Raw genomic sequence first — 12,085 nt, 5'->3', positions numbered from 1 at the left:
GCATCGCGGGTACCCCGTGGACGCGTCCGCCACGCGGGACGGGCGCCCGCAGCTACCGCTCGCCGAGGTTCCAAGATGGCGCGATCGCGCCGCCGTAGCCCTTGACACAGCCTCCTGATGCCCCTCAGGATCGCCCAAGAACCTGTCAGACAGCCAGACAGGTTGCCCGGGCATTAGGAGGACCGCACCGATGACTCCCGGCCAGCGCACCGAACACGACCTGCTCGGGGACCGCGAGGTGCCCGCAGGCGCGTACTGGGGCATCCGGACCCTGCGCGCGTGCGAGAACTTCCCCACCACCGGAACGCCGATTTCTGCTTACCCTCAGCTCGTTGACGCGCTCGCAGCGGTGAAGGCGGCCGCAGCCCGCGCCAACGCAGAACTCGGCCTGCTCGCCCCGGAGAAGGCACTGGCCATCGTCGAAGCCTGTCGAGAGATCCGGAACGGGCACCTGCACGGCCAATTCGTCGTCGACGTGATCCAGGGCAGGGCTGGGACCTCGGCGAACATGAACGCCAACGAGGTGATCGCCAACCGGGCACTGGAGATCCTCGGTCACGCCAAGGGCGAGTACGAGAGCCTGCACCCGAACGAGGACGTCAACCTCAGTCACTCCACCGAAGACGCCTACCCGACCGCGATCAAGGTCGCCACCATCAACGCCGTGATTGAACTGCTTGCCGCGATGTCCGTCCTGCGCGAGGCTTTCACCGCCAAGGCCGAGGAGTTCCGCGACGTACTCACGAGGGGGCGCAACCAGCCGGAGGACGCCGTGCCGATGACCCTCGGCCAGGAATTCTCGGTGTATGCGGTCATGCTGGAGGAGAGCCGGGGCGGGCTGGCCGAGGCCGTCGGCCCGGTCCACGAGATCAACCTGGGAACCACCGCCATCGGCATGGGGCTCAACACGCCCATCGGGTTCGCCGGGTACGCCGGGCGCCACTTGGCCGACATCACCCGCCTGCCCCTGGTGACCGCCGGGAACCTCGTGGAAGCCGCCCAGGACTACGGTGCTTTCGTCCGGTTGTCCGGCGTGCTCAAGAGCATCGCCGTCAAACTCTCCATGAACTGCAGCGACCTGCGCATGCTCTCCTCGGGCCCCCGCGCAGAGCTGAACGAGACCAGCCTCCCAGCCGGGCAGGCCGGTTCCCGCATCATGCCGGGCGAGGCCAACGCGGTCGTCCCGGAAGTGGTCAACCGGGTCGCCTTCGAAGTCATCGGCAACGACGCCACCGTCACCATGGCCGCCGAGGCCGGACAGCTCCAGCGCAACGTCTTCGAACCGGTGATCTTCCACTCCCTCTCGGAGAGCATCAGCCACCTCCGGACCACGTGCCTCGCACTTGCCGAGCGCTGCGTGGCGGGAATCACCGCCGGCACCGTCGCCATGCGCGCCGCGGTCGCTCACTCCATCGGCCTGGTCACCGCGTTGAGCCCGCACATCGGCTACACCGCCGCCACCGGCATCGCCCCCTAGGCGATGCAAACCCAGACGATACGGCGCATCCATCCGGCCCCGCCGGTCCGCGCACACCTGCCGACCCTCGTGTCGGTTGATGAGACCTCGAGTTCGGCGTTGGCTCAGAGACTGGGCCATGCGGGTCTCGCCCTCGACGACGCTGTGCGCTGGGGAAGCGAGTCAGCCTGCGCCTCCATGCTGGAACGAAGACCGGTGATGATCCTGCTCGATGCGCCGACGACGGAGGCTGAGGGGCTGGCAGGGCTCGTCCGGGCCGCGTCCTTGATCGCCCCTGTCGCCGTCCTGCGGCACGAAGGGCGGGACGCCGTAGCCGCATTCACCGCCGGGGCGTTCGATGTTTTCGACCGGCAGATACCGGCCGCAGAGCTGGCCTGGCGCATCCATGCCAACCTGAGACGCTGCCCGCCACTGCCGGTCCCGCTTACGCCGGCTGGGGGTACCGCCAGCCAGCGCCTCCTGTTCGACGTGATCACCAGAGCGCAGGCTCCCGTCTGCTGCCACCATCTGAGACTGCTCCTGGGAACACCCTTTCTTCCCATGACGCTTCGGGCACTCAAGGCACGGATCCAACGGCTGCTGCCCGTCTTCGCCGACCACGGACTGACACTGATTGTGGATCAGCAGTGGGGGCTGGCGACCTACCGCACCCGGAGCGCGAAAGGTCCAGGCACCGGTGCCTCGTAGCTGTCGGACACGGATCGCGGGCACCCCGTGCAGAGCGCGCCCACGCAGGGGACCCATTCGGCCACGGTCGCGTCCGAGTCGGCGTAAGGCGGTGCCCGGCCGACCGCGGCGTGCCTAGGATCGCGGACATGGTCGTCGACATGGACAACTGCGCGCCTCAGGCTGCCGTTCGGCGCCGCGCTCTGTCGTGTCCGTGCCCCTGTCTCCGTCCCTGTTGACCGTGTCCTCGCCGACAAAGGACACCCGCGCCCACAGCGACGAGACCGACGACCCGATCCCACGCATCCGCCTTCTGTCGAGGAGACCTGCGTTGTCACCTGCCCTGGACCGCCGTGACCTGCTGAAGCTGCTCGCCGCCGCGCCGCTCGCGGCCCACCTCGCGGCCCACCTCGCGGCCCCCACACCCGCCGCGGCCGCCGCCGCGCGCCCCGCGCTCGCCGCGCCCGGCATCGTCAAGCCGCTGCCGCCCGAGCTGTTCACCATCCGCGGCACCAACGCCGAGACCAACTTCACCGCACTGCGCTCCACCGGGCTCCACACCCCGGCCGACCACTTCTTCGTCCGCAACCACACCTCCACTCCCGTACTCAGCGAGTCGGACTGGAAGCTGACCGTCTGGGGCAGCGGACTCGGCGGCCGCCGCCCGGTCGAGTTCAGCTACGGCCACCTCCGCTCGCTGCCCTCCATCACCCGTACCGCGGTCGTCGAATGCGCCGGCAACGGCCGCAATTTCTACGCCACCCAGCAGGGCGAAACCGTCACAGGCACCCCCTGGACGCTCGGCGGGATCGGCGCCGCCCGCTGGCGCGGGGTGCGGCTGCGCGACGTACTGCGGCACGCCGGGATCTCGTCGTCCGCCGTGGACGTGATGCCCCGAGGGCTGGACGACGAGTTCATCAGCAATGGCGTGAACCACGGCCGGGTGCGCCGACCGCTGCCGGTGGGCAAGGCGCTCGACGATGTGATCCTCGCGTACGAGATGAACGGCGAGCCCCTCCCGTACGACCACGGTTACCCGGTCCGGGTCATCGTCCCGTCCTGGATCGGCCTCGCCTCCGTCAAGTGGCTCGGCGACATCGAGGTCAGCGAGACACCGCTGTCCTCGCCCTGGACCACGGAGTTCTACCGGTTCTTCGGCGCCGCCTACCCGCCCGGCGGCAGCGCGCCGATCACCCGCCAGACCATCAAGAGCGCGCTGGAGCTGCCGCTCGGCGCGAGCCTCGCGGCGGGCGTCGGGCACCGGCTGACGGGCCGTGCCTGGTCGGCCAAGGCCCCGGTCAGCCATGTCGAGATCTCCACCGACGGCGGAGCGCACTGGCACCGGGCGCGGCTGTGCGACACCCCGCGCCGGGACGGCTGGGTCCGCTGGACGGCCCACTGGCACCCGCGCCGCACGGGACCGGCCGAGCTGCTGGCCCGTACGACGGACCGTGCGGGCAACACCCAGCCCGAGCGCACGGTCCACAACACCCAGGGCTACCTCTTCGACGCGGTGGTCAGGCACCCGGTCATGGTGGTCTGAGGCCCGGCCGCCCGCCGCTCCCGCGCGGCGGGCTCTCGCAAACCTCCGTATAAAGGGCTCGTGGGCCACAAAGGGCTCGTCGGCCGGACAGTCGTCCGGGGGCGCGAGCAGCGGAGGTGACGGCATGCAGCGGACGGCTCCGGAAAGCCACGGCCCCATCCGCTACGGGCCGCCCGCCCCCGTGTCCGGACTGCCCGTGCTGCCCGAGCTCGCCGCCGTGCTCGCGGCCGCATCGGAAGGCGCTGACAGTGAGCCGCCCGGCGGCGGCCCCGAACTGCGCGAGGCGGCCTGCGGCTACTGGTGGCGGCGCGGGCTGCGCTCCCACCCCGAGGAACTGGTGGCGGCGTCCGGAGCGCAGCCACTGCTGTTCGCGCTGATCGGCGCTTACGGCGGGGATGTGCTGATGCCCCGCCCCTGCCCCGCCTGGTGGACTCCGCAGGCCCGGCTGCTCGGCCGGCCCGCCTACCATGTGCCGACCCCGGCGGAGTGCGGCGGCGTGCCCGATCCGTATGCGCTGCTCGAGACCGTACGCAGAGTGCGCGCCGAGGGCGGGACGCCCCGGCTGCTGCTGATCTCCGTCGCCGACGACCCCACCGCGACGGTCGCTCCGCCCGAGACCGTCCTCGAGGCCTGCGAAGCCGCCGTCGGCGAGGGGCTGCACATCATCAGCGACGAGACCTGGCGCGACACCCTGCACAGGCCGCACGAGACCGTGCTGCTCAGCCCCGCCGAGATGTGCCCGGGCGATGTGACCGTCATCAGCGATCTGGCGGGCGCGCTCATGCCAGCCTCCTGGCCGGTCGCCGTCGCCCGCTTCCCGTGCACCGACGAGGGAGCCGCCCGGCGCGCCAGGACCCTCGACATCCTCACCGCGCTCGGCGCGGTGGTGGCCGGACCGGTCGCCGCGGCCGCCGCCCACGCACTCGACGAGCCGGGACCGGTCATCGCCAGGCTGGAGCACGCGGCCGCGCTGCACGCGCGCGTGGCGGCCGCCGTGCACCGCGCGGTGCTCGTGTCCGGCGCGCTCGCCCGTCCGCCGCAGGCGGGCCGCCATCTGTACGCGGACCTCGGGCCGCTGCGCGCCCGCCTCGCCGAGCGGGGTGTGACCGACTCCATGGAGCTCGAGGAGTATCTGACCGACCGGGTGGGGGCACCCGTGCCCGGCGGGCACCGGTTCGGCGACGAGCTGGGCGCGCTGCGGGTGCGGCTGGCCACCGGACCGCTTTTGGGAGCGGCTCCCGAGCAGCAGCAGGAATCCCTCACCTCACCGGCTCCTCTGGAATTGCCGCATGTGGCGGGGGCGTTGAGCATTCTTGGAACGGCCTTCGACGAACTGCGTTGATCGGAGCCCCGGATGGCGGAACAGACGGAGCAGGCGGAGCACTCGGGACAGGCAGCCGACTCGGCACAGGCAGGGCACCCGGAACAGGCAGGGCACCCGGAGCGGCCAGGGCACCCGGGGCAGCCGGGGCACCCGGCACAGACAGGACAGATCGGAACGGCTCCGTCGCACCTGGGAGCCCCGGGCACGACAGACGGCGTACGGCCCCGCTCGCGCACCCGCCCCCTCGGCGAGATCCGCCGGTGGCCGGGTTCCTTCGCCGACCGGCTGACCGCTCCGCTGCCCGGCGTACGGGCCATGGCCCGCCTTGCCAGGGAGGGCGCGGTGCGCCCCGGCGCCGACGGGCTGCGGGACATTCCGCTGCTGCCCTTCGCACCGGGACCGCTGCCCGTCGTGGACACCGCGACCGTCGCTGTCACCTGGGCCGGACACGCCAGTTGGGTGCTGGGCATCGGCGGGCTCACCGTCCTCACCGACCCCGTCTGGTCCCGCCGGATCTTCGGCACCCCCGCCCGCATCACCCCCGTCGGCGTGCGCTGGGAGGATCTGCCGGCCATCGACGCGGTCGTCATCAGCCACAACCACTTCGACCATCTGGACGCCCCCACCCTCAAGCGGCTGCCGCGGCACACCCCGGTCTTCGTCCCGGCGGGCCTCGCCCGCTGGTTCCGCCGCCGCCGCTTCACCCGGGTGACGGAACTCGACTGGTGGGAGGGCGCGGATCTGGGCGGCGTCCGCTTCGACTTCGTACCGGCCCATCACTGGTCCAAGCGCACCCTCACCGACACCTGTCGCTCGCTGTGGGGCGGCTGGGTGCTCACCGACCAGCACGACCAGTCCGTGTACTTCGCCGGCGACACCGGCTACGGCCACTGGTTCAAGGAGATCGGCCGTCGCCATCCCGACCTCGATCTGGCGCTGCTGCCGATCGGCGCATACGACCCGCGCTGGTGGCTCAGCGATGTGCACACCGATCCGGAGGAGGCGGTGCATGCCTTCGACGACCTCGGCGCGCGGAACATGGCACCGATGCACTGGGCGACGTTCGTGCTCTCCGCCGAGCCGGTCCTCGAACCCCTGACCCGGGTCAGGGCAGCCTGGGAGCGCACCGGCCGGCCGCGCGAACAGCTGTGGGACCTGCCGGTCGGCGGCTCACGCCTGCTGACCGCTTGAGCCGGACGAACCCGGCCGGGCGGCGCGCCGGAGCCTGCGCCACACCGTCGGAGCCCCGCTGATCACCACGGCCAGCGTCACCGCAGCGACCACGCCCTTCCACGGCTCGTCGAACAGCGAGCCACCCAGAATCCCGATCAGCTGATACGTCGCCGCCCAGGCCAGGCACGCCGGGATGTCGCCGCGTACAAACGCGCGCAGCGGCATCCTGGCGAGCAGACAGGCCAGCATCACCGGAATTCGCCCGGCCGGCACCAGCCGGGAGAGCACCAGCACCGTCACGCCGTGCTCGTCCAGCTTGCGCTGCGCCTGCTCAAGCCGGTCCGGCGCGGAACGCTCACGCAGCGCCGCGAGCCAGCGCGAGCCGTTCTTGGAACCAACGCCGCGCCGCCCGAGCCAGTACAGCGTCACATCCCCGAGGAACGCGGCGAACGACGCCACCAGGAAGACGAACAGCAGCGCCAGCGGAGACGTCTGATGGAAGGCCACCACCGCGGCCGAGCTCACCACCGCCCCTGTCGGCACCACCGGCACCAGCGAACCGAGCGCCACCAGCAAAAACAGCGACGGATAGCCGACGGCCTGCTGCGTCGACTCCGGCGGCAGCCGTCCCACGGCCTCCGACAGACGGCCGAGCACCTCCGACAGCTTCGCGCTCACCGGGCGGCCTCCGGGCGGACGCGCTCGCCGTGCCCCAGTCGGTGCACCGCCACCTGCGGAGCCAGCCGCGCGGCCTTGCGTACGAACTCCTCGCCCGGGGCGTAGAACTCGTGCGGCCGGATTCCGTCCATCCCGATCGGCCAGTAGGTGCCGTAGTGCACCGGCACCGCCGCGCGCGGCGCGAGCGAGGCGAGTGCCTGCGCCGCCCGGCTCGCGTCCAGATGCCCGTGCCCGAGATACGGCCCCCAGCCGCCGACCGGCAGCAGCGCCACATCGACCGGGCCGACCTCGTCGGCCATCGAGTCGAAGAGTCCGGTGTCCCCGGCGAAGTACGTCCGGGCCTCGCCGCTGATCACATAGCCGAGCGCGGGCGAGCGGTGCGGCCCGAGCGGCAGCCGCCGCCCGTCGTGCAGCGCGGGCACCGCCCGCACCACCAGATCCTCCACCTGGACTTCGTCGCCCGGGCCCACCTCGGTGATCCGCAGTCCTGCCCTGTCCGTGAGCCGCTTCAGCGCGGGCACCGAGCGGGCGGCGCCGCGCGGCACGAGCAGCCGGGTGCCGGGTGCCAGCCGCGCCAGTGACGGCAGATGCAGATGGTCGGAGTGCAGATGGGAGACGAGGACTGCCTCGGCGCGGGCGGCCTCGGGCGGCGGCAGCTCACCGCGCCGCCTGCGCAGATGGGCGAGCCGGCGCACGAACAGCGGATCGGTCAGCACCCGCACCCCGGAGTCCTCGACCGTACAAGTGGCATGACCCCACCAGGTGACTTCCACCGGCACGCAGCGCCTCCTCGATCCGCCTACATCTACGAGCCTAGATCCCCCCGACGCGGTAAGGGGTGGGGGGCGGTTGCGGAGTAGGGTCGGGGTGACGGCGAGTGCAGGGGGACGTTCCATGGACGGTTTACGAGTGGCGGCGATCGCCTGCCTGATCCCCCTCGAGGAACTCGACCGCGCCCCCTTTCTCGTGGACACCCGGAGCCAGCACGCGATGTGCGCCCGCTGGGCCGCCGACCGGGGCCATGTCGTCACGCAGGAACTGCTCTTCTGCAGACTGCGCGCCGACCACTGCGGGCTGTGGACCGATGTCGACGCGGGCCGGGTGGATCTGTTCGTCGCCCCCAACGAGCAGGTGCTGGAACGGGCGTTGAGGTCCGTGCCGGACTTCCGCGCCGAGTGCGGACGCAGGGGCGTACGGCTGGAGACCGCAGGCCTCGACGAGCCGGTCTACGACGCGGCGATGAAGGCCAATGTGCACCGCAGGCTCTCCATGCCGACGGCCGGGTACGACGGCTGCTGAGCGGGTCGCCCGACGGCCGGGTACGACGGCTGCTGAGCGGGTCGCCCGACGGCCGGGTACGACGGCTGCTGAGCGGGTCGCCCGACGGCCGGGTACAACGGCTGCCCAGCGGTCGCCCGACAGCCCCGCAAGGGCACCCGCCGGATCGCCCCGGCCCTGTGCCAGGCTGGAGGCAGACCCAAGGTGAGGTGAGACGGCGTGGCCGAGGGGCGATGGCGCGGCGCCGGCAGTGCCCTGTTGCGCGTGATCGTGGTGTGGGCCGTGTCCACGCTGACAATGCTGGCGCTCGCCGGGCTGCTGCCCGACTTCCAGCTGCAGTCCGACGACGGCGACAGCATCACCAGGACCGCCATCACGGCCGCCTGGGGCGCCGGCGCCTTCGGTCTGCTGACCGCACTCGTCTGGCCGGTCGTCGTACGTGCCCTGCTGCTCGTACCCGCCCTGGTGCTCGGCCTGTTGGTCTTCTTCCTCAACGGCTCGCTGCTGCTGATCGCCCTCTGGCTGATCCCCGACGGACGCGGCGCGGCCGACCCGGAGACCGCGGTCGTCGTCGCCGCCGTGATGTCCGCCGTCGCCTCCACGACCTCCACCGCGCTCGCCGTCCGCGACGACAACGCCTACCGGCGCAGGCTCTCCCGGCTCGCCGCCCGCCGCAGACGGCGACGCGGCGAGGACGACGTCCGTGAGCAGTCCCCGGGCACGGTCTTCCTGCAGCTCGACGGGGTGGGGCACGAGGTGCTGCGGCGCGCGGCCGATGACGGTGCGATGCCCACCGTCGCCGGCTGGATCGGCACCACCCACCGGCTCACACCCTGGCGCACGGACTGGTCCAGCCAGACCGGCGCGAGCCAGCTCGGCATCCTGCACGGCACCAACCACGACGTCCCCGCCTTCCGTTGGTACGAGAAGGACAGCGGCCGGGTCATGGTCAGCAACCGGCCCGCGAGCGCCGCCGAGCTCCAGCGCCGCGCCATCGAGCGCACCGGCGACGGCGGACTGCTCACCGTCGACGGCGCCAGCCGCGGCAATCTGTTCAGCGGTGGCGCCGACCAACTCGCGCTCGTGCTGTCCATGGCCGCCAGGCGCGGTAGGGCCAACCGCTCCAGAGAGGGCTACTTCGCCTACTTCAGCGACCCCGCCAACGCCGTGCGCACCGCGGTGTCGTTCATCGCCGAAGTCGCCCGCGAGATAGGCCAGTCGACGCGGGCGCGGCTGCGCGGCGACCGGCCGCGGGTCGGGCGGGGCGGGCTCTACCCCTTCATCCGGGCGTTCGCGACCGTCGTCGAGCGGGACGTGGTGGTCGCCGCGGTGATCGGGGACATGCTCGCCGGACGCACCGCCGTCTACGCCGACCTTGTCGCGTACGACGAAGTGGCGCACCACTCGGGACCGCACAGCCGGGACGCCTCGCTGGTGCTCGAACGGCTCGACCGTTCCATCGCGCTGATCGCCAAGGTCGCCGAACACGCGCCCCGCGGCTACCGGATCGTGCTGCTGTCCGACCACGGGCAGAGCCCGGGGGACACCTTCGAAGGCGCCTACGGACTCACGCTCAAGGATCTTGTACGGGCCGGCTGCGGGCTGCCCGTCCCACGCCGGGCGAACCGCTCCAAGAGCGGTGCGGAGGCCCGCGACGCGGCGGGCGACGCGCTGCGCAGCGCGCTCCACCGGCCTTTCGCCGACGGAGCGGACGAGCATCCGGAGCGTGGCTCCGACCCTGTCGTGCTGGCCTCGGGCAATCTCGCGCTGATCTCCTTCCCCGACTCGGCGGAGCGTCTGAGCCGTGAGCAGATCGAGCGCCGCCACCCGGCGCTGCTGCGCACGCTCGCGGCCCACCCGGGCATCGGATTCCTGCTGGTGCGCAGCGAGCAGCACGGCTCACTGGTGCTCGGCCCCGGCGGCGTCGAGGTGCCCGTCGCGGCGCTGGACGACGACGGCCTGCTGGCGGTCTACGGCCCGGGTGCGGCGGAGGCCGTGCGCCGCACCGATTCCTTCCCGCATGTCGCCGACATCATGGTCAACTCGATGCACGACCCGGACGCGGGCACGGTGCACGCCTTCGAGGAGCAGATCGGTTCGCACGGCGGCCTCGGCGGCGAACAGTCCCAGCCCTTCCTGCTGTCGCCGTTCGACCTGTCCGCGCCGGTCTCCGACGGCAACGGCCTGATGGGCGCCGAGCGGGTGCACCGGGTGCTGAGGCGCTGGCTGCGGGAGTGCGAAGGACCGCAGGTGCCGCTCGTGCCGCTCGTGCCGGACGTGCCGTTCGTGCCGGACGTGCCGGGCGGGCCAGGCCAGGGGCTGCTGTAGAAGCCGTCCGTCCGGTTACGTTGAGTCGGTGGAGGCAGCGGAAGATCCGCCGGACCAGGGAGTGTGCCCCTTGCGTGCTGTGGTGTTCGAAGAGTTCGGGAAGCCGCTGGAGGTACGCGAGGTGGCGGACCCCGTGCCGTCCCGTGGCGGCGCGGTGATCAGGGTCGAGGCGACGGGTCTGTGCCGCAGCGACTGGCACGGCTGGATGGGCCACGACAGCGACATCACCCTCCCGCACGTCCCCGGGCACGAGCTGGCCGGAGTGATCGAGTCGGTGGGCGACGACGTCACCGACTGGCGGCCGGGCGAGCGGGTCACCGTGCCGTTCATCTGCGCCTGCGGACGGTGCGCGGCCTGCGCGCGCGGTGCACAGCAGGTCTGTGAGCGCCAGGAACAGCCCGGCTTCACACACTGGGGATCCTTTGCCGAATACGTCCCCGTCCACCACGCCGACGTCAATCTGGTAGCCCTTCCCGAGTCGGTGTCGTTCGCCACCGCCGCGAGCCTCGGCTGCCGGTTCGCGACCGCCTTCCGCGCCGTTGTGGCACAGGGCAGGGTGGCGCCGGGGGAGTGGGTCGCCGTGCACGGATGCGGGGGAGTGGGCCTGTCCGCGGTGATGATCGCCGCGGCGTGCGGGGCCAGGGTCGTCGCGGTCGACGTCTCGGTCGGCGCGCTTGAGCTGGCCAGGACGTTCGGGGCCGAGGTGTGCGTCGACGCCTCGGCACTCGAGGGAACTGTCGCCGAGGCCGTCCACGAGGCGACCGGCGGCGGCGCGCATCTCTCGCTCGACGCCCTCGGCGCGCCCGTGACCTGCGTTAACTCGGTACAGAGCCTGCGCCGTCAGGGCCGCCATGTGCAGGTCGGCCTGCTGCCCGACGGCGTCCATCTGCCGATGGACCGGGTCGTCCCGCTGGAGCTGGAGATCCTTGGCAGCCACGGTATGGCCGCGCACGCCTACCCCGAGATGATGGCGATGGTCGCCTCCGGCGCACTCCGCCCCGACCTGCTGGTGACCACGCGGATCGGGCTCGACGGGGTGCCCGCGGCGCTGGTCTCTCTCGGCGCCGCGTCCGGGACGGGCGTCACCGTGATCACTCCGCACCCGGCGGTGGATCACCCGGCGGCGAACACCCGGCGGTGAATTCGGCGTAATGCGCGTACCCCGGTAGAGCGGATCTCGGCCGGAGCGCGGCAGAACCTGGCGTCTCCTGGGCAGTTAGGCATGTCCAGGAGGTCGCCCCCATGAAGCAGCCCCAGAGCGTCGAGGCAGCGGAAGGCGCCGTCGCGCGCCGGGCCGTCGCGGTCGTCCTGCTGGTGCTTCTGGCGCTGCTCGGTACGTCCGTCGGCTCCGCTGCGGCGGCGGCCGGAGCCGGCGAGATCCGGACCCCCGCCTCCGCTCCGGCCGACCCGGCGAGTGCCGGCCAGCCGGAGGAGGCGGCCACCGAAGCCACGGGCCGGGCGTGCCCCGCGGCACGCCCCGTCGCACCGGCCACCCGGTCCGGGTTGCGTTCGGATCCGGGCCGGGCGGCCCCGTACCGCCCCGGGCCGAGCCGGCAGGCACAACTCCCGCTGCCGATGCACGCCGTGCGCTGCGTGGTCCTGCGCTGCTGATGAGCCC

The 12,085-nt window shown here is 72.3% G+C and carries 11 protein-coding genes; 9 read left to right on the top strand and 2 right to left on the bottom strand.

Features of this window, described 5'->3' with window-relative positions; all coding sequences use genetic code 11:
* Positions 1-190 precede the first annotated feature (190 nt).
* The 5 genes from OG729_RS07030 (at position 191) to OG729_RS07010 (ending at position 6,201) form a co-directional block, all read left to right on the top strand.
* Entirely contained in the window at positions 191-1,477 is a 1,287-nt protein-coding gene (locus OG729_RS07030; protein WP_405804972.1) for an aspartate ammonia-lyase, read from the top strand.
* A 177-nt stretch (positions 1,478-1,654) separates the two neighbouring features.
* Positions 1,655-2,164 carry a hypothetical protein gene (locus OG729_RS07025; RefSeq protein ID WP_405804971.1) on the top strand — a complete coding sequence of 170 codons (510 nt, stop codon included), beginning with the start codon at positions 1,655-1,657 and terminating at the stop codon, positions 2,162-2,164.
* A 220-nt stretch (positions 2,165-2,384) separates the two neighbouring features.
* The gene (locus tag OG729_RS07020; RefSeq protein WP_405804969.1) at positions 2,385-3,686 is read left to right on the top strand and encodes a sulfite oxidase; all 1,302 of its coding nucleotides are present in this window, start codon (positions 2,385-2,387) and stop codon (positions 3,684-3,686) included.
* Between the two features lie 124 nt (positions 3,687-3,810).
* On the top strand, positions 3,811-5,028 hold the full coding sequence (locus OG729_RS07015) for an aminotransferase class I/II-fold pyridoxal phosphate-dependent enzyme (RefSeq protein WP_405804968.1): 1,218 nt from the start codon (positions 3,811-3,813) through the stop codon (positions 5,026-5,028).
* Between the two features lie 12 nt (positions 5,029-5,040).
* Positions 5,041-6,201 carry an MBL fold metallo-hydrolase gene (locus OG729_RS07010; RefSeq protein ID WP_405804967.1) on the top strand — a complete coding sequence of 387 codons (1,161 nt, stop codon included), beginning with the start codon at positions 5,041-5,043 and terminating at the stop codon, positions 6,199-6,201.
* Here the strand turns inward: OG729_RS07010 and OG729_RS07005 are convergent.
* Positions 6,181-6,861 (bottom strand): DedA family protein, encoded by a 681-nt coding sequence (locus OG729_RS07005; protein ID WP_405804965.1) that lies wholly within the window; start codon positions 6,859-6,861, stop codon positions 6,181-6,183. The genes OG729_RS07010 and OG729_RS07005 overlap by 21 nt on opposite strands.
* The gene (locus OG729_RS07000) at positions 6,858-7,640 is read right to left on the bottom strand and encodes an MBL fold metallo-hydrolase (RefSeq protein ID WP_405804964.1); all 783 of its coding nucleotides are present in this window, start codon (positions 7,638-7,640) and stop codon (positions 6,858-6,860) included. Before OG729_RS07000 ends, OG729_RS07005 begins: the two co-directional genes overlap by 4 nt.
* A 115-nt stretch (positions 7,641-7,755) precedes the next feature.
* Here OG729_RS07000 and OG729_RS06995 point away from each other — a divergent pair, with 115 nt between their 5' ends.
* The 4 genes from OG729_RS06995 (at position 7,756) to OG729_RS06980 (ending at position 12,078) form a co-directional block, all read left to right on the top strand.
* Positions 7,756-8,160: a hypothetical protein gene (locus OG729_RS06995; RefSeq protein ID WP_405804962.1), complete on the top strand. Its 405-nt coding sequence runs from the start codon at positions 7,756-7,758 to the stop codon at positions 8,158-8,160.
* 198 nt (positions 8,161-8,358) lie between these two features.
* Complete coding sequence (locus tag OG729_RS06990) at positions 8,359-10,467, top strand: phage holin family protein (RefSeq protein ID WP_360880643.1); 2,109 nt, start codon at positions 8,359-8,361, stop codon at positions 10,465-10,467.
* A gap of 70 nt (positions 10,468-10,537) precedes the next feature.
* Positions 10,538-11,608 (top strand): zinc-dependent alcohol dehydrogenase family protein, encoded by a 1,071-nt coding sequence (locus OG729_RS06985; protein WP_405804961.1) that lies wholly within the window; start codon positions 10,538-10,540, stop codon positions 11,606-11,608.
* Positions 11,609-11,709: 101 nt separating this feature from the next.
* Complete coding sequence (locus OG729_RS06980) at positions 11,710-12,078, top strand: hypothetical protein (RefSeq protein WP_405804960.1); 369 nt, start codon at positions 11,710-11,712, stop codon at positions 12,076-12,078.
* The last annotated feature ends 7 nt before the right edge of the window (positions 12,079-12,085 follow it).

The organism is Streptomyces sp. NBC_00210 (genome assembly GCF_045160975.1).
In the GTDB taxonomy this organism is placed as follows: domain Bacteria; phylum Actinomycetota; class Actinomycetes; order Streptomycetales; family Streptomycetaceae; genus Streptomyces.
Note: the sequence above shows the minus strand (reverse complement) of the source record. Positions and strands in the feature narration are given on the sequence as shown.

Bases quoted from the DNA above. Each gene is read 5' to 3' on its own strand.
- OG729_RS07015 (WP_405804968.1), top strand. From the start codon at position 3,811: ATGCAGCGGACGGCTCCGGAAAGCCACGGCCCCATCCGCTACGGGCCG.
- OG729_RS07025 (WP_405804971.1), top strand. From the start codon at position 1,655: ATGCTGGAACGAAGACCGGTGATGATCCTGCTCGATGCGCCGACGACG.
- OG729_RS07030 (WP_405804972.1), top strand. From the start codon at position 191: ATGACTCCCGGCCAGCGCACCGAACACGACCTGCTCGGGGACCGCGAG.
- OG729_RS06995 (WP_405804962.1), top strand. From the start codon at position 7,756: ATGGACGGTTTACGAGTGGCGGCGATCGCCTGCCTGATCCCCCTCGAG.
- OG729_RS07010 (WP_405804967.1), top strand. From the start codon at position 5,041: ATGGCGGAACAGACGGAGCAGGCGGAGCACTCGGGACAGGCAGCCGAC.
- OG729_RS06980 (WP_405804960.1), top strand. From the start codon at position 11,710: ATGAAGCAGCCCCAGAGCGTCGAGGCAGCGGAAGGCGCCGTCGCGCGC.